Consider the following 20827-nt stretch of genomic DNA (forward strand, 5'->3'; position numbering starts at 1 on the left):
GTTACTCCGGGACGACAGGAGCCGGCGTGGCGCCCGGCGAGGCGCTGCGCACGGCGGGAAGACGGGCGCTGTCCCAGTCGCCGCCCAGCGCGACCAGCAGCGCGACCTGGGCGCCGAACTGGCGCGATTGCACCTGCAGCAACGTGCGTTGCGCGTCCAGCGCGTTGGCCTGGGCGGTGATGACTGCGCTGTACAGCGCGGTGCCGGCGCGGTACTGGTCCATCAGCACGCGCTCGGCCTGTTGCGCGGCGTCGGCGGCGCTGCGCTGTTGCTGCTGTTCGCGCGCCAGTTCGCGCGTGGCGGCGAGCTGGTCCTCCACGCCCTGGAACGCGCTCAACACGGTTTGCCGGTAGCTGGCCGCCGCCGCATCGAAGCTGGCTTGCGCCTGCGCGCGTTGCGCGTGGCGGGCGCCGCCGTCGAACAGCGTGCCGGCCAGCGCCGCGCCCACCGCCCAGACCCGGTTCGGCACGCTCAGCAGCGAAGCCAGCCCGGCGCCGTCGTAGCCGCCACTGGCGCTCAGCGACAGGGTCGGGAACCACGCCGCTACGGCGATGCCGATGCCGGCGTTGGCCGCGGCCACGCGCCGTTCGGCGCCGGCGATGTCCGGGCGCCGCTGCAGCAGCACCGAGGGCAGCGCTTGCGGGGTCGGCGGCAGCGCCGGCAGCGGTGCATCGCTGGCCGCCAGCGAGAATTCGGCGGGGGTGTGGCCGAGCAGCACCGCCAGGGCGTGGTCCAGTTGCCGCCGCGACAGCGCCAGGTCGGTCGACGCCGCTTCGGTGCTGTGCAGAGTGGCCTCGGCTGCGGCCACGTCGGCGTCGCTGGCGACGCCGGCGCGCACCCGCGCCTGGGTCAGCCGCAGCGCGTCCCGGTACCCGGCCAGGGTGCGCTGGTACAACTCCAGGGTCTGGTCGTCGAAGCGCAACTGCAGGTAATCCGCCACGACCGCGGCCTGCAGCGACAGCCGCGCCTGCGCCAGGTCGGCGGCGCTTGCCTGGGCATTGTCGCCGGCCTGTTCGACGCTGCGCCGGACCCGGCCCCAGAAGTCCGGTTCCCAGCTGGCGCTGAGTCCCAGCGTATCGGCATCGCGCAGGCCCGGCTTGGGGGTGACGGTGCGTTCGCGCGTGGTCGCGGCCTGCACGCCCAGCGTCGGCGCCTCGGCGGCGCGCGCGCTGCCGAGCAGCGCCTGCGCCTGCCGATAGTGCGCCTCGGCCTGGCGCAGGGTCTGGTTGGCGCGGTCTGCCTGCTCGACCAGGGCATCCAGCTGCGGATCGCCGTAGCGGGTCCACCACGCCACCGCCTGGGTGGCCGTGGCCGGCGTGGCGGGCGTCCAGCGGCTGTCGGCCTCGGCGAACGGCTGCTGCGCGCCGGCCGGCGGCGCCGGGCGCACGTAGTCCGGGCCGGCCATGCAGCCGCCGAGCAGGGCGCTCAGCAACACCACGCTCGGCAGTAGCGCGAGCGGCGCCAGGCGGCGGGAAGCGGGCGATGAGGGCAGGGCGGTCACGGGATCGGCGCTGGCAGCGGGAACAGGCCTTCACCGTAGGCGCCGCAGGGCGACCCCACGCTGACGCCTCGCTGACGGCGCTGTCAGGAACGCCGCCTGCGGCCGTCGTTGCCCGGGTCGCAGGCCGCGCCCCGTTACGTCCGCAACGTGGCGCTTGCAGCCGTCATCATGGCCCGCCAGTATCGGCGCATGAAGCTGCCCCATGTCCTGTCCTGCCTGTTCCTCGCCTGCCTGCTGCTGGGTGGTTGCACCTCGCATGCCGACACCGCCGTGCCGTCGCCGATCCGCCTGAACCAGGTCGGTTTCCTGCCTGCCGCGAGCAAGCTGGCGGTGGTGCCGGACGGCCACGGCGACGCGTTTTCGATCGCACGCGCCGACAGCGACGAAGTGGTGCTGCGCGGCACCCTCGGCGCCGCCGCGGCGTGGCCGCCGGCGCAGCAGATCGTGCGCATCGCCGATTTCTCCGCGCTGCGCACGCCGGGCCGCTATCGCCTACTGGTCGACGGCCTGCCGCCGTCGGACAGCTTCGCCATCGGCGAAGACGCCTACAACGCCCTGTCGCGCGCCGCGCTCAAGGCCTACTACTACAACCGTGCCAGCACCGCGCTGGACGGCGCCTACGCCGGCCGCCACGCGCGCGCCGCCGGTCATCCGGACGACCACGTGCTGGTGCATGCCTCGGCGGCCTCGCCGGAGCGCCCGGCCGGCAGCGTGATCGCCGCGCCGAAGGGCTGGTACGACGCCGGCGACTACAACAAGTACGTGGTCAGCTCCGGCATCACCGTCTACACCCTGCTGGCCGCCTACGAGCAGTTCCCCACCTACTTCAGCACCCACACCGAAGGTATTCCCAACAGTGGTGGCGACGTGCCGGACATCCTGCGCGAGGTCGACTGGAACCTGCAGTGGCTGCTGGCGATGCAGGATCCGCACGACGGCGGCGTGTACCACAAGCTGACCAACTTGGACTTCGCCGGCATGCAGATGCCGGACCAGGCGCGCGCGCCGCGCTACGTGGTGCAGAAGAGTACCGCGGCCACGCTCGACTTCGCCGCGGTGATGGCCCAGGCCAGCCGCATCTACGCGCCGTACGACGCGCAGTTCGGCGGCATCTCCACGCGCATGCTGGAGGCCGCGCGGCGCGCCTGGGCCTGGGCGCAGGCGCATCCGGACGTGGCCTACAAGCAACCGGCCGACGTGCATACCGGCGCCTACGAAGACACCCAGTTCGACGACGAGTTCGCCTGGGCCGCGACCGAGCTGTACCTGGCCACCGCCGACGACGCGTTCTACGAGGCGGCGATGGCGCGCAAGGTGCCGGCCAGCGTGCCCGACTGGCGCCAGGTCGGCGGGTTGGCGTGGATGTCGCTGGCGCAGCACCGCGCGCGGCTGACCCCGCGCGCCGACCAGGCGCGCATCGCCGAGGAGATCGAGGGGCTGGCCGATCATCTGGTGCAGGTGTGGCAGGGTTCGGCCTGGCGCGTGACGCTGCGCGACGCCGACTTCCACTGGGGCAGCAACGCCACGGCGATGAACCAGGCGATGATGCTGCTGCAGGCCTACCAGTTGCAGCACAAGCCCGAATACCTGCAGGCCGCACAGTCGCAACTGGACTACGTGCTCGGCCGCAACCCGCTGGGCATGTCCTTCGTCACCGGCATCGGCACGCGCTCGCCGATGCATATCCACCATCGCATCTCCATCGCCGACGGCGTGGCCACGCCGGTGCCGGGATGGCTGGTCGGCGGCCCGCAGCCTGGGCAGCAGGACGCCGACGCGTGCAAGCACGCCTACACGTCGTCGCTGCCGGCGCTGTCGTACCTGGACAAGGAATGCAGCTACGCCACCAACGAAGTGGCGATCAACTGGAATGCGCCGCTGGTGTACGTGAGCGCCGGGCTGCAGGTGCTGCAGCGCTGATCCGCAGACGCGGCGCGATGGCGCCGCTTAGGGCGTGTCACCCATTCCCGAGTATGCCGCGTTGGGTCTGGCAGGCGCGCTGCCGGCGTTGCATGGCGCAGCGCCTGACTGGCCGTCAGGTCAAGCCGCGCGCCCGTGGCTGCGTCATCACTCGGGCGTGGACACACGTCCACTTCCTCGTTCTTCCTTGCCACAGGCACGCGCCACCGCGGCGCGGGATACTCGGGGATTGATGACACGCCCTAGCCCAGGCGGGTGCCGAAGATGCGGTCGCCGGCGTCGCCCAGGCCCGGCAGGATGTAGCCCTTCTCGTTGAGGTGGTCGTCGATGGCGGCGGTGTACACCTCCACGTCCGGATGCGCTGCTTCCAGCGCTTGCAGGCCTTCCGGCGCGGCGACCAGGAAGATGCCCTTGATCCGCCGCGCACCGGCGCGCTTGAGCATGTCCACGGTGGCGATCAGGGTGCCGCCGGTGGCCAGCATCGGATCCAGGATCAGCGCGTCGCGCTCTTCCAGGCGGCCGGTGAGCCGTTCGAAGTAGGGCACCGGTTGCAGCGTCTCCTCGTCGCGTTGCAGGCCGACCACGCTGACCCGCGCCGCGGGAATCAGCGCCAGCACGCCGGGCAGCATGCCCAGCCCTGCGCGCAGGATCGGTACCAGGGTGATCTTGGCGCCGGCGATGCGCTGCACCTGGGTCGGGCCGGCCCAGCCGTCCATGGTGTGGGTCTCGGTCTCCAGGTCGGCGGTGGCCTCGTAGCCGAGCAGGGTGCCCAGTTCGGTGACCAGCTCGCGGAAGCCCTTGGTGCTCAGCGCCGCGTCGCGCAACAGGCCGATCTTGTGCTGCACCAGCGGGTGGCGGACTTCGACGATCTTCATGGGCGCGCTCGCAAGGGGGAGGCGCACAGTGTGCCGCAGCCGGCTCCGACGCCGCCAGGTGTCGGGGCCGGCGAACGGCCTGTGATGCGCCGGGAAGACGCATCACAGGCCGTATCGCAGTGGCTCAGGCCGCGGGTTCGAGCGCCTCGGTGGCAGGCGCCTGCGTGCGCGGCGCGGACACGCTGCGCGCCGCGCCGGGTGCCGCGGTATGACGCGTGTCGATCTTGAATACCGCCACCGCCTGGGTCAGTTGGCCGGCCTGGTCTTCCATCGACCGCGCAGCGGCGGTGGCCTCCTCCACCAGCGCCGCGTTCTGCTGGGTGGCCTCGTCCATCTGGGTGACGGTCTGGTTGACCTGCTCGATGCCGGCGGACTGTTCCTGCGAGGCCGCCGAGATCTCGCCCATGATGTCGGTGACGCGCTGCACCGAACCCACGATTTCCTGCATGGTCTTGCCGGCCTGGTCGACCAGGGCAGACCCCTCGGCAACGCGGCCGACCGAGTCGTCGATCAGCGTCTTGATCTCCTTCGCGGCACCGGCCGAGCGCTGGGCGAGCGTGCGCACCTCGCTGGCGACCACCGCGAAGCCGCGGCCCTGGTCGCCGGCCCGCGCCGCTTCCACCGCCGCATTGAGCGCCAGGATGTTGGTCTGGAAGGCGATGCCGTCGATGACGCTGATGATGTCGGCGATCTTCTTCGAGGACGCCTCGATGCCGCTCATGGTCTCGACCACCTGACCGACCACCGCGCCGCCCTGCGAGGCGACCGAGGCCGCGCCCACCGCCAACTGGTTGGCCTGGCGCGCGTGCTCGGCGTTCTGGCGCACGGTCGAGGTCAATTCCTCCATCGACGCGGCGGTTTCCTCCAGGCTGGCGGCCTGCTGCTCGGTGCGGCGCGACAGGTCGTCGTTGCCGCTGGCGATTTCGCCTGCGGCGGCGCTGATGCTGCTGGCCGCGCTCTGGATGCGTGCGACAATGCCGGTCAACTGGTCGGTGGTGGCGTTGGCATCGTCGCGCATTCGCGCGAACACGCCATGGAAGTCGCCCTGCATGCGTGCGGTGAGGTCGCCGGCGGCGATGGCCTGCAGCAACGCGGACAGCTTGCCCAGGTTGACGTCGCTGACCTCCATCATCGCGTTGAGGTCCTGCACCATCAGCCGGAAGTCGTGCTGGAAGCGCTCGGCATCGCCACGCGCGCTGAAGTCGCCGGCGGCAGCCGCGGCGGCCAGGCGCTTGATCTCGGTGTTGATCGCCAGCAGGCTGGCCTTGGCCGCGTCCATCGACTCGTGCAGCACCGCGCGGCTGCCGGGCAGCCGGCGCGCATCGCGGCGCAGGTCGCCGCGGGCGTACTCGTTGAGGACCTCGACCGCCTCGACGATGGCGTCCAGGTGCTCGAACATCATGGTGTTGATGCCCTTGCTCAACTCGCCGTAGACGCCCGGGAAGTCCTGCGGCATGCGGTGGCTGATGTCCTTGTCCGCGTGCAGCTCGATCATCAGCGAGGTCTCGCGGGAGAATCGCTGCAACTGGTTCTGCATGCGGCCCATCGCCTGCAACAGGCGGCCCGGCTCGTCGCGCGCGTCGGTGGCCACGTCGTTGTCCAGTCGACCGTCGGCGATGGCTTCCGCGGCGCGGGTGGCGCGGGCCAGCGGCACGGTGAGGCTGCGGGTGATCATCCACGCCAGCAGGCTGCTGACCAGCACCACGGCCACGCCGCCGGCGATCAGCAGGAAGCGGCCGCGCGCCATCGCTGCGGTCGCGGTGGCATAGGCCTGTTCGCCGTTGGCACGCTGCCATCCGGCATAGGCACCGATCGCCTCGCGCCAGCGCTGGGTCGCCGGTGCCGCCTGATACAGCAGCACCTTCATCGCGTCATCGGACTTGTAGGTCAGGCCCAGTTCCAGCACCTGCTGGTTGACGTGGCTGGCTTCCGTGTACGTTCGGTTGATCTGTTCGCGCATGGCGCGATCACGCGCGCTCGTGGCCGGCAGGGCGAACAGCTTGTCGCAGTATTCGCGATAGCGACGCAGTTCCTTCACCATGATCTTGGCGAAGGCGATGTTTTCTTCTTGCGTGGTGGGGAGCACGATGTTGCGCAACTGGATGCCGATGTCGGAGCTGGCATCGAGCATTTCGTTGGTATAGACGATACTGGAGACCGTGCGGCGGGCGACGGTATCCAGTTGGCTGCGCGCCTGCGACAGGGTGAACAGGCCGCCGACCACGAGGCCGCAGGACAGCAGGATGAGCAGGCCGAAGGCGAAGGAGAGGCGTCGGGAGACGTTATAGCGGTGCAGAAGAGCGGTCATGCTCTGGTCCTAGCAGGGGAAGGGAGTACCAGGGACGGTCGCGAGCTTGATATAAATCAAAAAAGCAACAAATATTTCACGCAATCGTGACGAAATTGCATATTCGTCTACCTCGTTTCCCCTTAACGGCCGAACGATTGGGATCTTTAATCGAATCGATCGAGATGGTCTTTCCATCCCAGTTGCTGCGCTGCGCCCGCGCATGCGGCGGACGTCCTGCTGCCCGGTTGCCTGCGGCAGGGACGTGCTGGATGTGACTGGGATCACCCCGGGCAACGACCGTCGCACGCGGAAGATGTCGCGGAAGACCTTCGAAAGAGGTGGCCAGCGGAGGGGTGCAGTGCTGCGGCGCGACTTCAGGGAGCCTCTACTGCTACGAAGCCACTGTAGGGCGCCTTCAGCCGCGACAGGCTGTCGCGGGAAGCCCGTCGCGGCTGAAGCCGTTCCTGCGAGGGGAACGGCGTGTCCAGCTGGGCCGCGGCAAAGCGCGTTATTGGAAGTGCCTTCAGCCGCGGTCGTCGCGGGTCCACAACCCGCCGTGCTCGGACTTCACCGGAAACTTCGGCACCGGGCCGTAGGCGGGTGCGCACAGCGCGCGGCCGTCGCGCACGTCGAAGCGAGCACCATGCAGCACGCACTCGATGCTGCCGGTGGCGGGATCGAAGGTGCCGGGCGACAGTTCGTAATCCTCGTGGCTGCAGCGGTCCTCCAGCGCATAGAACTGGCCATCGAAGTTGAACACCACGATCGGCGTGTCGGTCACCTCGTCCCACACCGTCTTCATTTCGCCGGGCAGCAGTTCGCCGTCGGCGCAGACGAAGGTCCAGGTCTCGCTCATGCGGCACCGCCCAGCGGCTTTTCCAGCACCTCGAAGCGCAGGTCGTCGCGACGTGGCTGGCCGAAGCGCGCATCGCCGTACGGAAACGGCTTCTTGATGCCGGTGCGGCGATAGCCGCGGCGCTCGTAGAAGGCGATGAGTTCCTCGCGCAGGTCGATCACCGTCATCCGCATCAGCGGCAACCGCCATTCCTGCCAGGCGATGCGCTCGGCCTCGGCCAGCACGGTCTTGCCCAGGCCGCCGCCCTGCGCCTGCGGCTGTACCGAGAACATGCCGAAATAGCCGGCGCCGTCGTCGTCGGCGACATGCGCGCAGGCGATCAGTTCGCCATCGCGTTCGGCCAGCAGCACCAGGCTGCGCGGGCGCAGGATGTCGGCGCGCAGCACCTCGCGGTCGATGCGGTTGCCGTCGAGCAGGTCGGCTTCGGTGGTCCAGCCGACGCGGCTGCTGTCGCCACGATAGGCCGAGGTGACCAGGGCGGCGATGGCGTCGAGATCGTCGACCGTGGCGGTGCGGAAGGTGAGGGTGTGCATGGGGGGAATTATGCCGGAGGAGTCGGGACCCGGGACCCGGGACCCGGAAAGTCAAAAGCCAGGCGCAATCACTTCCAATTGGAAGGCGACAGCCAAGCGCCTTAGCTTTTCCGGGTCCCCGGTCCCGGGCCCCGGGTCCCGCGCGTCATCCCAACAGTTTGCGGACCTTCAACAATGCCGCCACGAACCGCTCGATCTCGGCGTGCGTGTTGTAGAACGCCAGCGAGGCGCGGCAGGTGGCGGCGACGCCGTAGAACTGCAGCAACGGATGCGCGCAGTGCTGGCCGGAGCGCACGGCCACGCCTTCCAGGTCGAGCAGGGTGGCCAGGTCGTGGGCGTGCGCGCCCTCGATCAGGAACGACACCACCGCGGCCTTGCCGGGCGCGGTACCGAACAGGCGCAGGCCGTCGATCCGCTGCAGCTCCTCGGTGAGGTGCGCGAGCAGTTCGGTCTCGCGCGCTTCCACGTGCTGCAGCCCGATCCCCTGCAGATAGTCCACCGCCGCGCCGAGGCCGACGAAGCCGGCGATGTTCGGCGTACCGGCCTCGAACTTGTGCGGCGGGTCGTTGAACACGGTGCCGTCGAAGCTGACTTCCTTGATCATCTCGCCGCCGCCCAGGAACGGCGGCATCGTCTGCAGATGCTCGCGCCGCGCCCACAGCGCGCCGGTGCCGGTCGGGCCGCACATCTTGTGGCCGGTGATGGCGTAGAAGTCGCAGCCGATCGCGGCCACGTCCAGCGGCCGGTGCGGGGCGGCCTGCGAGCCGTCGATGACGCTGACGATGCCGCGCTTGCGCGCCTCGCGGCAGATCTCGCGCACCGGGTTGACCGTGCCCAGCACGTTGGAGACATGGGCCAGGGCCAGCAGCTTGACGTCGGCGGTCATCGCCGCGCGCAGCGCGTCCAAGTCGAGTGCGCCGTCGGCGGTGATCTCGGCGACCTTGACCGTGGCGCCGGTGCGCTGCGCGACCAGTTGCCAGGGCACGATGTTGGCGTGGTGCTCCATGCGCGACACCAGGATGGTGTCGCCGGCACGCAGTCGCGGCAGCGCCCACGAGTACGCCACCAGGTTCAGCGCGAAGGTGGCGCCGCTGCACAGCACCAGCTCGTCGGCGCGCACGTTGAGGAAGCGGGCGAGCCGGGTTCGCGCACCTTCGTAGGCCTCGGTGGCCTCGCTGCCGAGCGCGTGCACCGCGCGGCTGACGTTGGCGTTGTGGCGGCGGTAGAAGGCGTCGGTCGCTGCGATCACCTGCAGCGGCTTCTGCCCGGTGTTGGCGTTGTCGAAGTACACCAGCGGCTTGCCGTGTACTTCCCGCATCAGCAGCGGAAAGTCGCGGCGGACCGCGTCCCAGTCCGGCGCCTGCGGCGTGGCGGTGTGCGCGGCGGGCCCGTTCATGCCACGCCTGCGGCGCTGAGCGCCCGCTCCAGCCGTGCCAGCAAGCCTTCGCTCAGTGCCGGCTCCAGCGCGCCCAGCGGCTCGCGGCAGAACGCGGCGGTCAGCAGTTGCTGCGCGCGCTCCTGCGGCAGGCCGCGCGAGCGCAGGTAGAACAATGCATTGGTGTCGAGCTGGCCGACGGTGGCGCCGTGCGCGGCCTTGACCTCGTCGGCATCGATCACCAGCACCGGCTGGGTATCGATCTCGGCGTCGGCGGACAACAGCAGGTTCTTGTTCGACAGCGCCGCGTCGGTGCCGTCGGCGCCGTGGCGGATCCGGATGCCGCCATGGAAGGCCACGCGGCTGCGCCCGGTGGCGACGCCGCGCCACAGCAGTTCGCAAGCGGTGTCGCGGGCGATGTGCTCGATGCCCAGGCGGGTGTCGAGCTGGCGCCGGCCGTTGCCGAGCAGCACGCCGTTGGCGACCAGCCGGGCGTTGTCGCCCTCCAGGCGCACGTTGAGTTCGTGCCGGGCCAGCGCGCCGCCCAGTTCCAGGTCCACGCGCCGGTACTGTGCGTCGCGCGCCAGCACCGCATCGGTGCGCAGCAGCGCGGTGACGCCGGTCGCCTCGTCCTGCACGCGCGCGTGGCTCAGTTGCGCGCCGGCGGCCAGGTGCACGTGCGCCAGGCTGTTGCTCAGGTGCGCGGCATCGCCGGCATGCAGGTGATGCTCGACCACGGCCAGCGCCGCGTCCTGGCGCAGTTCGATCAGGTGACGATGGTGCCAGGCCAGGTCGGCCTCGGCCGCGGTGGACACGAACACCAGGTGCAGCGGCAGTTCCACGCGCACGCCGGCGTCCACCCGCAGCACACAGCCTTCGTCGGCCAAGGCGGCGTTGAGTTGGGCGAACACCTCGTCGCTGCGCTCGAAGCGGCGGCCGAGGAAGCGCATCGCATCGTCGCCGCTGCGCAGGATCGTCGACAGGCGCTGCAGTTGCACCCCGGCCGGCAGGCCGGCCAGGTCCGACAGCGCGTCGCTGGCTCGGCCGTTGACGAACACCAGGCGCGGCGCCGGGATGCCGTCGAGCAATGCGGCGTCCACCGCCGGTGCGGCCTGCGGCGCCGGGACGAAGCTGCGCCGTTCCAGCGCGCGCAGCGAGGTGTACTTCCAGGCTTCGCTGCGCGTGCCGGGCAGGCCGTCGCGCAGCGCCTGCTCCAGCGGCGCGCGGCGCGCGCCATCGCCATGGAACGCGGCGGCCAGCGAGTCGAGCAGGGCGCTCATTGCAGCGCCGCCTCGGGCGCCACGCGCTCCTTCAGCCAGGCATAGCCGTGCGCTTCCAGCTCCAGCGCCAGTTCGGGGCCGCCGGTCTGCACGATGCGCCCGTCGGCTAGCACATGCACCACGTCCGGCTTGATGTAGTCGAGCAGGCGCTGGTAGTGGGTGATCACCACGAACGCGCGTTCCGGCGAACGCAGCGCGTTGACGCCTTCGGCCACGGTCTTGAGCGCGTCGATGTCCAGGCCGCTGTCGGTCTCGTCGAGGATCGCCAGCTTCGGTTCCAGCACCGCCAGCTGGAAGATCTCGTTGCGCTTCTTCTCGCCGCCGGAGAAGCCCTCGTTGACGCCGCGATGCAGCAGCTCGTCCTTCAGGTGCAGCACCGCCAGCTTCTGCCGCACCAGCTTGAGGAACTGCATCGAATCCAGCTCGGCCTCGCCGCGCGCCTTGCGCTGCGCATTGAGTGCGGCGCGCAGGAAGTAGGTGTTGTTGACGCCGGGGATTTCCACCGGGTACTGGAAGGCCAGGAACAGGCCGGCGGCGGCGCGCTCCTCCGGTTCCAGCTCGAGCAGGTCGGCGCCGTCGAAGCGCACGCTGCCGTCGGTCACGGCGTAGCCGTCGCGGCCGGCCAGCACGTTGCCCAGGGTGGACTTGCCGGCGCCGTTGGGCCCCATGATGGCGTGTACTTCGCCGGGCTTCACCTGCAGCGACAGGCCCTTGAGGATGTCCTTGCCGGCGACGGAGGCGTGGAGGTTTTCTATGGTGAGCATGGGATAGTCCATCAACATTCTTGATTAGCCCCTCTCCCACCGGGAGAGGGGTTGGGGTGAGGGTGCGGGCGAAGCACCTCTTGGAGTTGGGTGCACGAGGCTTCGCCCGTACCCTCATCCGGCGCTTCGCGCCACCTTCTCCCGATGGGAGAAGGGCGAAGCTGTCAGCCGACGCTGCCTTCCAGCGACACTTCCAGCAGCTTCTTGGCTTCCACCGCGAACTCCATCGGCAGTTCGCGGAACACCTGCTTGCAGAAGCCGTCGACGATCATCGACACCGCGTTCTCCTGGTCGATGCCGCGGGCGCGGCAGTAGAACAGTTGGTCGTCGCTGATCTTGGAGGTGGTGGCCTCGTGCTCGACGGTCGCGGTCGGATGCTTGACCTCGATGTACGGGAAGGTATGCGCGCCGCACTGCTTGCCGATCAGCAGCGAGTCGCACTGGGTGTAGTTGCGCGCGCCTTCGGCGCTGCGCTCCACCTTGACCAGGCCACGATAGGTGTTCTGCCCGCGGCCGGCGCTGATGCCCTTGCTGACGATCTTGCTCTTGGTGCGCTTGCCGACGTGGATCATCTTGGTGCCGGTGTCGGCCTGCTGGCGGTGATGGGTCAGCGCCACCGAGTGGAACTCGCCCACCGAGTCGTCGCCCAGCAGCACGCACGAGGGGTACTTCCAGGTGATCGCCGAACCGGTCTCGACCTGGGTCCAGGTGATCTTGCTGCGCGCGCCGCGGCACTCGCCGCGCTTGGTCACGAAGTTGTAGATGCCGCCGCGGCCTTCCTCGTCGCCCGGGTACCAGTTCTGCACGGTGGAGTACTTGATCTCCGCGTCTTCCAGCGCCACCAGCTCAACCACCGCCGCGTGCAGCTGGTTCTCGTCGCGCATCGGCGCGGTGCAGCCTTCCAGGTAGGACACGTAGGCCTTGTCCTCGCACACGATCAGGGTGCGCTCGAACTGGCCGGTATGGCCGGCGTTGATGCGGAAATAGGTGCTCAGCTCCATGGGGCAGCGCACGCCCTTGGGGATGAACACGAAGCTGCCGTCGGAGAACACCGCCGAGTTGAGCGCGGCGAAGAAGTTGTCGCCGACCGGCACCACGCTGCCCAGGTACTGCTTGACCAGCTCCGGGTGTTCCTTGATCGCCTCGGACATCGAGCAGAAGATCACGCCCTTCTCGGCCAGTTCCTTGCGGAAGGTGGTGCCGACCGAGACCGAGTCGAACACCGCGTCCACCGCCACGCCGGCCAGCTTGGCGCGCTCGTGCAGCGGCACGCCGAGCTTGTCGTAGGTGTCCAGCAGCTCCTGCGGCACCTCGTCCAGCGAGGCGTACTTCGGGCCCTTGGGCGCGGAGTAGTAGCTGAGCGCCTGGAAGTCGATCGGCGCGATGTCCAGCTTGGCCCAGTGCGGCATCGGCATCTTCAGCCAGTGCCGGTAGGCGGCCAGGCGCCAGTCGGTCATCCATTCCGGCTCGTCCTTCTTCACGGACAGGGCGCGCACGACGTCCTCGTTCAGGCCGGGCAGGAACGAATCGGATTCGATGTCGGTGACGAAGCCGGCGTCGTAGCGACGTCCCAGCCGTTCCAGGATTTCAGCGTTTTCGGTGGCCATGGGGCTGCCTACAGGTCAGGTGGTCGCGAACCGCACGGCAATGGGACGCCGTTTCGGATCGCCGGAGGGGGGGAGGGGGTGGAGCATCTGCGCCAGGGTCACGCCGCGCAGGGCGTCGGCGACCACGTCGTTGATCAGCCGCCAGTTGGAGCGCACGCCGCAGGTCTGGGCGATGCTGCACTGGCTGCCGTGGTGGCTGCACTCGGTGATCGCCAGCGGACCTTCCATCGCCTCGACGATCTGGATCAGGGTGATGGCGTCGGCCGGGCGTGCCAGCCGGTAGCCGCCGCGCACACCGCGCAGGCCCTCGACCAGGCCGGCCTGGGCCAGCGGCTTGAGCAGCTTGCTGACCGTGGGCGGCTCCAGCCCGGCCTGTTCGGCCAGTTCGGTCGCGCTCAACACTTCGTTCGGACGCGCGGCGAGCACGGTCAGCACGACGGTGGCGTAATCGGTGAGCTTGGTGACGCGGAGCATGGCGACGCGGTGGTTTTTTCAATGCGGACCGAAATTGTACTCTTTTGCGCCGCAGCGTCCAAGCGGGCCATTCATCTTTTCTTTCGATCGCCGCGATTCGGGAATTGCACCGGCCGCGGTCGCGGACCGGGATGCGTGGGCTTGGGATCGCGGGCGATGTGCGCCAGAATCTAGGCTTTCCTGTCCGGATCGCCGCATGCCCCGCAAGATCGCCGCCCGCAAGTCCCGCATCCATGGCAACGGCGTGTTCGCCGTGCTGCCGCTCAAGAAAGGCGAGCGGGTCATCGAGTACAAGGGCCGCCGCCGCACCCATGCCGAGGTCGACCGCGACGAGGCCGGCGACGTCGAGACCGGGCACACCTTCCTGTTCACCCTCAGCGACGACTACGTGATCGACGCCAACTACGAGGGCAACGACGCGCGCTGGATCAACCACAGCTGCGCGCCGAACTGCGAGGCGGTGATCGTCGAGGCCGAGGGCGAGGACCGGCGCAAGGACAAGGTGGTGATCGAGGCGCTGCGCGACATCAAGCCCGGCGAGGAACTCACCTACAACTACGGCATCACCCTGGCCGAACGGCACACGCCGCGGCTGAAGAAGATCTGGGAATGCCGCTGCGGCGCCAAGAACTGCACCGGCACCATGCTGCAGCCCAAGCGCTGACGTCACTCCAGCCGTCCACGCCGCGCCGACGCGCGGTTCACAGCCCTGCCACCGACGCGTTTCTACGGTGGGACTCCCCTACTCGAGGAGTGTCCCATGAGCGCAATGCCTTCCCTTGCCGGCAAGCAAGTCGCTGTCCTGGCCACCGACGGTTTCGAACAGTCGGAACTGCAGGAACCCAAGCGCCTGCTCGAATCTTGGGGCGCCCAGGTCGATGTGATCGCGCCGGGCGACGCCGACAGCATCCGCGGCTGGAACAAGAAGGACTGGGGTGACAGCGTGCCAGTGGACAAGCGTCTGCAGCAGGCCCAGGCCGGCGACTACGACGCGCTGGTGCTGCCGGGAGGGGTGATCAATCCCGACAACCTGCGCACCGAGCCGGCCGCGATCGCTTTCATCCAGTCCTTCGCCAGCGCCGGCAAGCCAGTGGCGGCGATTTGTCATGGCCCCTGGCTGCTGGCCGAGAGCGGGCTGGTGCGCGACCGCCAGGTGACCTCGTGGCCGTCGCTGAAGACCGACCTGTCCAATGCCGGTGGCCGCTGGGCGGATCAGGAAGTGGTGGTGGACGGCAACCTGATCACCAGCCGCAAGCCGGACGATATCCCGGCCTTCGCGCAAGCGGTGGCCAAGGCGCTGGGCTGAGTCCCGGCGATTCGCCTGTGCCGCCGCGATGGTGGCGACGCAGGAGAATCATAGAAACAGAAACGGCGGCCGAGGCCGCCGTTTCCACGTGCGCTGCTGGTGGCGGTTGCCGCCGCACCCTGGCCGTTGCGTGGATTACTGCGCGGGAAGCATGCCCGCCGGCACCAGCTTGCCGATGTCCTGGTTGAAACGCACCACCAGCGCGCCGTTCTCCACGCCGGCCGACTGGATCTGCACGTCGCCCAGCATCGCGGTCAGGCGCGGATCCAGCTTGTAGATCGGCTCCTTGCGCGCATAGTCCTCCAGCCAGGCATTGAGCAACTCGCGCGTGTTGGCATCGAGCTTGCCGCCGTTGGCGGCCGGGCGGAAGTCGTCGATGGTGGGGGATTGCAGGTGGAAGCTCTGGCTCTGCTGGTCGTAGCGCAGCGCGCTGGTCAACAGCACCTGGCCCAGCGGCGTTGCCGTGCCACCGCCGGTGGACATGCTCAGGTCGAACTGCATCTTCAGGCGATCGCCGGGCGGCAGGCTCAGCTTCGGGTCGCGGACGGTCATCTTGATCAGCCCGCCCAATGCCTTGTGCGTCTGCGGGAAGCTGCCGTCGAGGTAGTGCTGCACGTCGGCGGCGCCGACGCTGACCTGGCGGCCCTGGATCGTCGGCTCGGCCTGGGCCTGGGTGGCGGCGGCGAGCGCCAGCAGCGCGGCCGCGCGCAGGGTGAACTTGCGGAAGATCATCGGGAAGCCCTGGGCGAACGAGAGGAATTCACCATAACCTTGGCCGGTGAATGCGCGATTAGCGGAACCGGCGGCGCGCCCCGTTGCCGCTCAGGCGGCCGGCAGCGCCAGCCGTGCCAGCAGGGCGTCGAGCGCCGGCTGCAGCGGCGCCAGCAGCGCGCACGCCTCGCCGTCGCTGCGCTCGCCCAGGCCGCGCAGCAACTGCGTGCCGACGATCAGCGCGGCGCGCTCGTCGCCACGCAGTCCGGGCTGGCGCTGCGCTGCTTCGAGCAGGCGCATCCAGTCCTGCCGGCAGCGCGCCTCCAGTTCGATGGTGCAGCGGCCCTGGCAGGGCAGGCCGTCGTCCTGGATCGGGGTGACGGTGACGCGATAGCGTTGGGAGGCAGTCATGGCAGTGGCGCGCGCGGGGTGTGCCTTCAAGATAGGCGCGGCCGGGCGGCGCCACGAGCCTGCTGCTCGCGACGCTCTGTTCCAGTGCATCCGTTCAGCGTGCCGCGCGCAGCAGCGGCAAGGGGTCGTAGGCGCCGCCTTCGGCGTAGATGCCGTAATGCAGATGCGGGGGCGTGCCGCGCGCGTTACCGCTGTCGCCCACCGCACCGAGCGGGTCGCCGGGCTCCACCAGGTCGCCGACCTGCAGCCCTGGTGCCCATGTTTCCAGGTGCGCGTAGTAATGCCGCTGCCGGGCCGGGCCGAGCACCCAGACCTGGCGGCCGCCGAGGCCGCGGTCGGCGATGGCGACGACGATGCCGCGCGTCGCCGCCACCACCGGCGTGCCGCGCTTGGCGAAGATGTCCACGCCGGCGTGCTGGCGGTCGCGTCCGCGCGGGGCGCCGAAGGTGGCGGCGACGTGCCGCGGATCCACGCCTTCGACCGGCATGTGCAGCGCTGTCGGCGCCGGCGCCCGCGCCAACTCCCAGCCGACGCGCAGGCGCTGCGCCCATGGATGCCGCCACGCCCAGGCGGCGCCGAGCGCCAGTGCAGCCAGCAACGCCGCACGCAGCAATTCCCGGCGCAGGCGTCGCGCTGGCGAAGGCGTGGGCGACGCGGCCACGCGCTCAGTCCGCGTGCAAGGTGGCCGCCTGTTCCTGCAGGCGCTGCTTCAGGGCGTCGTCGATGCCGAGCTGCCGTGCCAGTTCGTCCAGGTAGCTGCGCTCCATGAAGCCCTGTTCGTCTGCGGCAAGCAGGCTGGCCAAGTACATTTCGGCGGCCATCTCGGGACTGGTCGATGCGCGCGCCACCTCGGCCGGATCCAGCGGCTTTTCCAGTTCCGCATGCAGCCACTGCTGCACGTCGGCATCGTTGCCGTGCAGGCGGGCGAACTCGCCTTCGATCAGGCGGCGTTCGTGCTCGTCCAGGTGGCCATCGGCCTTGGCTGCACCGACCAGTGCGCGCAACACCGCCTGGCTGTGCTGTTCCACCTCCAGTGGCGGCAGCCGGTCCACTGTCTGCGGTTCTGGGGCGGCGGCGCCGAGTTGCTGGCGTCGGTAGTCGCCATAGGCGCGATAGGCCATCAGCCCCAGCGCGGCCAGGCCGCCGTAGGTCGCCAGCTTGCGCGTGGTGCGGTGTTTGCCGAGCAGCAGGCCCAGCGCGCCGCCGCTGAGGGCTCCCTTGCCGAAGTCGGCGTTGAGCAGGCCGCCCAGGCCGCCGGCGGTCTGCTGCGCCGGTGCGGTCGGAGCGGCGCTGCCGGTCTTGCCCATGGCCTGGCCGGCGGCGCCCTGCGCCGATTGCAGCAGTTGGTCGAGAAAGCCCTGTAGTTTCATGCACGCGATCCTGTCGAAGGGAAGCACCGGTATAGCGGCCGCGGCCTTAGCGGACCGTCAACCCGGGGGCGTAGGCCGCGCAAAAAAAACGAGACGGCCGGGGCCGTCTCGTCGGTGTGCTTGCCTGGATCAGGCGACGCTGCTCAGAGCGCGGCGTCCTTGAGCTTCTTCAGCGGGCGCACCTTGAGCTTGGTGGTGGCCGGCTTGGCGGCGAACCACTGCTCTTCCTTGGTGAACGGATTGATGCCCTTGCGCTTCGGCTTGGCCGGCACGCTGACGGCGGTGATCTTCAGCAGGCCCGGCAGGGTGAACGAGCCAGCGCCCTTCTTGCTGACCGAACCGGCCACGGCGTGCTCCAGCGAGGCCATCACGGCGCGCACGTCCTTGGCGATCACGCCGCTGGTTTCGGCGATGTGCGCCACGAGCGCGGACTTGCTCAGCACGTCCTTGATCGGCTTGGGAGCGGCCGGCTTGGCGGCAGCCTTGGTCGCTACCTTCTTCACTGCCTTCTTCGGGGCAGCCTTTTTTGCGGTCTTTGCCATGATGTCCTGATTCCGTATTTGGTGGTTTGGGTCGCGCCGACCCCGTCGGCATGGCGAAATGTAGGGCATGTGCTACGCCGCGCCAATAGGCCGGAAGCAAAAAAACGCGAATATTCGCCGCGGCTGACGTCTTTTTCGCCGATGACGGTGCCGGCGCCGGCACATCCGCGACGACGCGGCAGGGCATTTCCTCCTACGCGCAGAAGCACAAGCCCGTAACGCCGCCTCCCCTATGGTCCGCGCTCAACTCACCAACAGGAGCCTCGCATGGGCATTTCGCGTCACGCCACCGCGCATTGGGAAGGCGATCTCAAGACCGGCCAGGGCCGGTTGAACACGCCGCAGAGCGGCCTGCTTGAGAACACCCGCTATGCGTTCAACAGCCGTTTCGGCGACGAGAAAGGCACCAATCCCGAAGAGCTGATCGCCGCCGCGCACGCCGGCTGCTTCACCATGGCGCTGTCGGCCAAGTTGACCGAAGCCGGCTTCCCGCCGACCGCGCTGGACACCCGCGCCGACGTCGACCTGTCGATGGAAGGCGGTCCGCAGCTGTCGCAGATCCGCCTGAAGGTCAAAGCGGTGGTACCGAACATCGAGGCCGCGCGCTTCCGCGAACTGGCCGACGACGCCAAGCAGAATTGCCCGGTGTCCAAGGCGCTGAGCGCGGTGCCGATCAGCCTGGAAGCGGAACTGGGCTGAGGAATCTCCGGCGCGGCCCGGCAGCATGCCGGGCCGCATGGCAGGCCAGGGCGCGTTGCGCCGCTGCACCGGCCCGCATGGCTTGATCGCCCCTAGCTGTCGCGCCACTAAATGTGCGCGCCACAGCCGTCCCTATTCAGTCTGGTTTCACCGCGTCGGATCGAGCATGCAGTCGCGCGATCCACGCGCTTGGAACCATCGCCATGAACAAGCTCTCGACCCGTCTGTTGACCGCTGCGCTCGCTGTCGGCGTCATCGGCTCCGCCGCCGCGCAGGATTACGGTTACACCCGTTACGACGACTACCGCGACCGTGGCTACGCGTCCGGCACCTACGAATATGCGCGCGTGGTGCGCGCCGATCCGATCATGGTGCAGGTCAACGGCCCGCGCGAGACCACCGAGCGCTGTTACGACCGCCCGGCTTCGGGTAGCTACGCCAGCGACTACGGCTACCGCGGCACCGATGGCGGCCGCACCGCCTCGTCGGTGGTCGGCGGCATCGCCGGTGCCGTGCTGGGCAGCCGCGTCGGCGGCGGCAATGGCCGCTTCGTCGGCACCGCGGTCGGCACCATGCTCGGCAGCCTGGCCGGCCGCTCGATCTACGACACCAACACCCGCGCCTATGGCGGCGGTTACGGTGGCGGCGTGGTCCGCGAATGCGATCCGGTGTCCTATCGGACCGAACGCTATGACCGCGTCGACGGCTACGACGTCACCTACGAGTACGGCGGCCGCTACTACCACACCCGCACCGCCTCGCCTCCGGGCGACCGCATCCGCGTCCGCGTCGACGTATTGCCCGACTGACCTTCAGGGCGCCTCCTTGCGAGGCGCCCTTTCTTTTGCGTGCCTGCCACACCCCTGGGCAGGACGCTGCAACCTCGATCAGGGCCAGTCGATGCGGCCTTCGATCACCGTCTGTACCTGACCGCCGGACCACACCTCGCCGGCCTCGTCCACGCGCAGCGTCAGCAGCGCATCGTGGCCGACCTCGCGGCCCTGGCTGGCGATATAGCGGCCGCCGTAGCCAGGCAGGGCCTTGCTGTGATCCAGCCATGCCGCCAGCACCGCATTGGCCGCGCCGGAGGCGGCATCCTCGAAGCGCCGGCCGTTGCCGACGAACGCGCGCACGGCCAACGCATAGGCCTGGCCGCTGGCGCGCGCGTAGGCGAACACGCCCATGCTGGCGGTGCTTTCGGCCAGGGCGGCGATCGCATCCCAGTCCGGCGCCAGCGCACGCAGCGCGGCTTCGTTGGCCACTTCGACCAGCCACCAGCAACGGCCGCCGTCCATGCGCACCGGCGGCAGCGCGCCGAGCGTCCAACCACGCAGTGCCGCCTGCAGGCGCGCATCCGCGGCATCGGCGATCTCGGCCACCTGCGCGCGCGGGGTGCGGATGGCGATGCTGCGCACTCCGGCATCCACATCGACCCGCAGCGGCAGCAGGCCTGCGATGCCGTCCTGGGTCAGCACGCCATCGCGCGGCGTGGCGATGCCCGCTTCCAGTGCGACGTGCGCGGTGCCGACGCTGGGATGGCCGGCGAACGGCACCTCCTTCTGCGGGCTGAACATGCGCAGCCCATAGCTGGCGTCCGGCCGCGTCGGCGCGAACACGAAGGTGGTTTCCGGCAGGCGCGTCCAGCGTGCGATGGCCTGCATCGTGGCGGCGTCCAAGCCATCGGCATCGAGCACCACGGCCAATGGATTGCCGTTGCCGGCGCGGGCGGAGAAGACATCGACCTGGAAGAAGCGGCGTGCGGCCATGAGGGGAAACTCCGGACTGCGGTGGGGGAGACCGGAGCTTACCAAGCGATCTTGCCAGCGATCACCGCTCGCACCAGGCCGCCGATCCACACCGCTTCCCCGTCCACCAGGCGCGCGACGCGGCCGTCGCGCCCGAGTTCGCGTCCCTGGCTGTCGACGTAGCGTCCGTGATGGCCCGGCCAGCGGTCCTGCGCGGCGAGCATGGCGGCGATCAGTGCGTTGGCGCTGCTGGTGACCGGGTCCTCGGCGACGCAGATGCCAGGGGCGAAGGCTCGGACTACGAGCTGGTGTTCGGCGGCATCGCTGAAGGCGATGCGGCCAGTTTGCCGGCATAGGGCAAAACAAGGTAGCGATTGCAGACAGCTCCGGCGTGAGCGTGCGTAGCGCGCGCTCTTCGGCCAGTTCCAGCAGCCACCAGTCCGGGCCGTTCGTCCAGAGTTGCGCGCTGCATCCGGATCGCCCAATCCCGGGCTGGCGGAAAACACGTCCAGTTGCAGGTCGCGGCGCTCGCTCACCGGCGCTCGGTTGGCAGTAGAATCGGGGGTTG

At 69.4% G+C, this 20827-nt stretch carries 22 protein-coding genes; 5 read left to right on the top strand and 17 right to left on the bottom strand.

Going from position 1 to position 20827, the window contains the following annotated elements; translation table 11 throughout:
* Window position 1: 1 nt before the first annotated feature.
* Window positions 2-1501: an efflux transporter outer membrane subunit gene (locus GGR71_RS07045; RefSeq protein WP_221237688.1), complete on the bottom strand. Its 1500-nt coding sequence runs from the start codon at window positions 1499-1501 to the stop codon at window positions 2-4.
* 189 nt (window positions 1502-1690) lie between these two features.
* Between GGR71_RS07045 and GGR71_RS07050 the strand changes: the two genes are divergently transcribed.
* Entirely contained in the window at window positions 1691-3421 is a 1731-nt protein-coding gene (locus GGR71_RS07050) for a glycoside hydrolase family 9 protein (RefSeq protein ID WP_237474528.1), read from the top strand.
* Between the two features lie 242 nt (window positions 3422-3663).
* On the opposite strand, the gene upp is transcribed toward GGR71_RS07050, so the two are convergent.
* The 9 genes from upp to GGR71_RS07095 form a co-directional block, all read right to left on the bottom strand.
* Complete coding sequence (upp, locus tag GGR71_RS07055; protein WP_048489430.1) at window positions 3664-4296, bottom strand: uracil phosphoribosyltransferase; 633 nt, start codon at window positions 4294-4296, stop codon at window positions 3664-3666.
* A gap of 124 nt (window positions 4297-4420) precedes the next feature.
* Window positions 4421-6604, bottom strand: coding sequence for a methyl-accepting chemotaxis protein (locus tag GGR71_RS07060; RefSeq protein ID WP_160962680.1), 2184 nt, complete (start codon window positions 6602-6604; stop codon window positions 4421-4423).
* A 505-nt stretch (window positions 6605-7109) separates the two neighbouring features.
* Window positions 7110-7442 carry a non-heme iron oxygenase ferredoxin subunit gene (locus GGR71_RS07065; RefSeq protein ID WP_160962682.1) on the bottom strand — a complete coding sequence of 111 codons (333 nt, stop codon included), beginning with the start codon at window positions 7440-7442 and terminating at the stop codon, window positions 7110-7112.
* The gene (locus GGR71_RS07070) at window positions 7439-7975 is read right to left on the bottom strand and encodes a GNAT family N-acetyltransferase (RefSeq protein ID WP_160962684.1); all 537 of its coding nucleotides are present in this window, start codon (window positions 7973-7975) and stop codon (window positions 7439-7441) included. The genes GGR71_RS07065 and GGR71_RS07070 overlap by 4 nt, the downstream gene beginning before the upstream one ends.
* Window positions 7976-8120: 145 nt before the next feature.
* A complete protein-coding gene (locus tag GGR71_RS07075; RefSeq protein ID WP_160962686.1) occupies window positions 8121-9371 on the bottom strand; it encodes a cysteine desulfurase in 1251 nt (416 codons plus the stop codon).
* The gene (gene sufD, locus GGR71_RS07080; RefSeq protein ID WP_160962688.1) at window positions 9368-10630 is read right to left on the bottom strand and encodes a Fe-S cluster assembly protein SufD; all 1263 of its coding nucleotides are present in this window, start codon (window positions 10628-10630) and stop codon (window positions 9368-9370) included. The genes GGR71_RS07075 and sufD overlap by 4 nt, the downstream gene beginning before the upstream one ends.
* A complete protein-coding gene (gene sufC, locus GGR71_RS07085; RefSeq protein WP_048489551.1) occupies window positions 10627-11394 on the bottom strand; it encodes a Fe-S cluster assembly ATPase SufC in 768 nt (255 codons plus the stop codon). The genes sufD and sufC overlap by 4 nt, the downstream gene beginning before the upstream one ends.
* Before the next feature lie 164 nt (window positions 11395-11558).
* Entirely contained in the window at window positions 11559-13001 is a 1443-nt protein-coding gene (gene sufB, locus GGR71_RS07090) for a Fe-S cluster assembly protein SufB (protein WP_160962690.1), read from the bottom strand.
* Window positions 13002-13016: 15 nt separating this feature from the next.
* A complete protein-coding gene (locus tag GGR71_RS07095; protein WP_017913833.1) occupies window positions 13017-13475 on the bottom strand; it encodes an SUF system Fe-S cluster assembly regulator in 459 nt (152 codons plus the stop codon).
* A gap of 196 nt (window positions 13476-13671) precedes the next feature.
* Between GGR71_RS07095 and GGR71_RS07100 the strand changes: the two genes are divergently transcribed.
* Together GGR71_RS07100 and GGR71_RS07105 are read left to right on the top strand one after the other, a co-directional pair.
* A complete protein-coding gene (locus tag GGR71_RS07100; protein ID WP_160962692.1) occupies window positions 13672-14139 on the top strand; it encodes an SET domain-containing protein in 468 nt (155 codons plus the stop codon).
* Between the two features lie 96 nt (window positions 14140-14235).
* Window positions 14236-14781 carry a type 1 glutamine amidotransferase domain-containing protein gene (locus GGR71_RS07105; RefSeq protein ID WP_160962694.1) on the top strand — a complete coding sequence of 182 codons (546 nt, stop codon included), beginning with the start codon at window positions 14236-14238 and terminating at the stop codon, window positions 14779-14781.
* Window positions 14782-14916: 135 nt separating this feature from the next.
* Here the strand turns inward: GGR71_RS07105 and GGR71_RS07110 are convergent, their stop codons facing one another.
* The 5 genes from GGR71_RS07110 to GGR71_RS07130 form a co-directional block, all read right to left on the bottom strand.
* The gene (locus GGR71_RS07110; protein ID WP_160962696.1) at window positions 14917-15513 is read right to left on the bottom strand and encodes a DUF1439 domain-containing protein; all 597 of its coding nucleotides are present in this window, start codon (window positions 15511-15513) and stop codon (window positions 14917-14919) included.
* A gap of 90 nt (window positions 15514-15603) precedes the next feature.
* Window positions 15604-15903, bottom strand: coding sequence for a DUF3861 family protein (locus GGR71_RS07115; RefSeq protein ID WP_160962698.1), 300 nt, complete (start codon window positions 15901-15903; stop codon window positions 15604-15606).
* Window positions 15904-15997: 94 nt separating this feature from the next.
* Window positions 15998-16564, bottom strand: a complete 567-nt coding sequence (locus tag GGR71_RS07120) for a peptidoglycan DD-metalloendopeptidase family protein (protein ID WP_160962700.1) — start codon at window positions 16562-16564, stop codon at window positions 15998-16000.
* A 4-nt stretch (window positions 16565-16568) separates the two neighbouring features.
* Window positions 16569-17273: a tellurite resistance TerB family protein gene (locus GGR71_RS07125; protein ID WP_160962702.1), complete on the bottom strand. Its 705-nt coding sequence runs from the start codon at window positions 17271-17273 to the stop codon at window positions 16569-16571.
* A 143-nt stretch (window positions 17274-17416) separates the two neighbouring features.
* Window positions 17417-17815 carry an HU family DNA-binding protein gene (locus GGR71_RS07130; protein ID WP_026143706.1) on the bottom strand — a complete coding sequence of 133 codons (399 nt, stop codon included), beginning with the start codon at window positions 17813-17815 and terminating at the stop codon, window positions 17417-17419.
* A 267-nt stretch (window positions 17816-18082) separates the two neighbouring features.
* On the opposite strand from GGR71_RS07130, the gene GGR71_RS07135 reads away from it, so the two are divergent.
* Together GGR71_RS07135 and GGR71_RS07140 are read left to right on the top strand one after the other, a co-directional pair.
* On the top strand, window positions 18083-18514 hold the full coding sequence (locus GGR71_RS07135) for an OsmC family protein (protein WP_160962704.1): 432 nt from the start codon (window positions 18083-18085) through the stop codon (window positions 18512-18514).
* Window positions 18515-18717: 203 nt separating this feature from the next.
* On the top strand, window positions 18718-19323 hold the full coding sequence (locus GGR71_RS07140; RefSeq protein ID WP_160962706.1) for a glycine zipper 2TM domain-containing protein: 606 nt from the start codon (window positions 18718-18720) through the stop codon (window positions 19321-19323).
* 78 nt (window positions 19324-19401) lie between these two features.
* Here the strand turns inward: GGR71_RS07140 and GGR71_RS07145 are convergent, their stop codons facing one another.
* On the bottom strand, window positions 19402-20280 hold the full coding sequence (locus tag GGR71_RS07145) for a PhzF family phenazine biosynthesis protein (protein ID WP_160962709.1): 879 nt from the start codon (window positions 20278-20280) through the stop codon (window positions 19402-19404).
* A 38-nt stretch (window positions 20281-20318) separates the two neighbouring features.
* Window positions 20319-20795 (bottom strand): PhzF family phenazine biosynthesis protein, encoded by a 477-nt coding sequence (locus GGR71_RS07150; protein ID WP_343160847.1) that lies wholly within the window; start codon window positions 20793-20795, stop codon window positions 20319-20321.
* Window positions 20796-20827 lie beyond the last annotated feature (32 nt).

The organism is Xanthomonas sp. F1, assembly GCF_014199855.1.

What these genes read in the sequence shown, in the direction of transcription:
- GGR71_RS07095 (WP_017913833.1), bottom strand. Translation starts at nt 13,475, where the DNA reads ATGCTCCGCGTCACCAAGCTCACCGATTACGCCACCGTCGTGCTGACC.
- GGR71_RS07075 (WP_160962686.1), bottom strand. Translation starts at nt 9,371, where the DNA reads ATGAACGGGCCCGCCGCGCACACCGCCACGCCGCAGGCGCCGGACTGG.
- GGR71_RS07125 (WP_160962702.1), bottom strand. Translation starts at nt 17,273, where the DNA reads ATGAAACTACAGGGCTTTCTCGACCAACTGCTGCAATCGGCGCAGGGC.
- GGR71_RS07070 (WP_160962684.1), bottom strand. Translation starts at nt 7,975, where the DNA reads ATGCACACCCTCACCTTCCGCACCGCCACGGTCGACGATCTCGACGCC.
- GGR71_RS07105 (WP_160962694.1), top strand. Translation starts at nt 14,236, where the DNA reads ATGAGCGCAATGCCTTCCCTTGCCGGCAAGCAAGTCGCTGTCCTGGCC.
- GGR71_RS07115 (WP_160962698.1), bottom strand. Translation starts at nt 15,903, where the DNA reads ATGACTGCCTCCCAACGCTATCGCGTCACCGTCACCCCGATCCAGGAC.
- sufC (WP_048489551.1), bottom strand. Translation starts at nt 11,394, where the DNA reads ATGCTCACCATAGAAAACCTCCACGCCTCCGTCGCCGGCAAGGACATC.
- GGR71_RS07065 (WP_160962682.1), bottom strand. Translation starts at nt 7,442, where the DNA reads ATGAGCGAGACCTGGACCTTCGTCTGCGCCGACGGCGAACTGCTGCCC.
- GGR71_RS07050 (WP_237474528.1), top strand. Translation starts at nt 1,691, where the DNA reads ATGAAGCTGCCCCATGTCCTGTCCTGCCTGTTCCTCGCCTGCCTGCTG.
- upp (WP_048489430.1), bottom strand. Translation starts at nt 4,296, where the DNA reads ATGAAGATCGTCGAAGTCCGCCACCCGCTGGTGCAGCACAAGATCGGC.
- GGR71_RS07140 (WP_160962706.1), top strand. Translation starts at nt 18,718, where the DNA reads ATGAACAAGCTCTCGACCCGTCTGTTGACCGCTGCGCTCGCTGTCGGC.
- sufB (WP_160962690.1), bottom strand. Translation starts at nt 13,001, where the DNA reads ATGGCCACCGAAAACGCTGAAATCCTGGAACGGCTGGGACGTCGCTAC.
- GGR71_RS07100 (WP_160962692.1), top strand. Translation starts at nt 13,672, where the DNA reads ATGCCCCGCAAGATCGCCGCCCGCAAGTCCCGCATCCATGGCAACGGC.
- GGR71_RS07060 (WP_160962680.1), bottom strand. Translation starts at nt 6,604, where the DNA reads ATGACCGCTCTTCTGCACCGCTATAACGTCTCCCGACGCCTCTCCTTC.
- GGR71_RS07130 (WP_026143706.1), bottom strand. Translation starts at nt 17,815, where the DNA reads ATGGCAAAGACCGCAAAAAAGGCTGCCCCGAAGAAGGCAGTGAAGAAG.
- sufD (WP_160962688.1), bottom strand. Translation starts at nt 10,630, where the DNA reads ATGAGCGCCCTGCTCGACTCGCTGGCCGCCGCGTTCCATGGCGATGGC.
- GGR71_RS07135 (WP_160962704.1), top strand. Translation starts at nt 18,083, where the DNA reads ATGGGCATTTCGCGTCACGCCACCGCGCATTGGGAAGGCGATCTCAAG.
- GGR71_RS07145 (WP_160962709.1), bottom strand. Translation starts at nt 20,280, where the DNA reads ATGGCCGCACGCCGCTTCTTCCAGGTCGATGTCTTCTCCGCCCGCGCC.
- GGR71_RS07110 (WP_160962696.1), bottom strand. Translation starts at nt 15,513, where the DNA reads ATGATCTTCCGCAAGTTCACCCTGCGCGCGGCCGCGCTGCTGGCGCTC.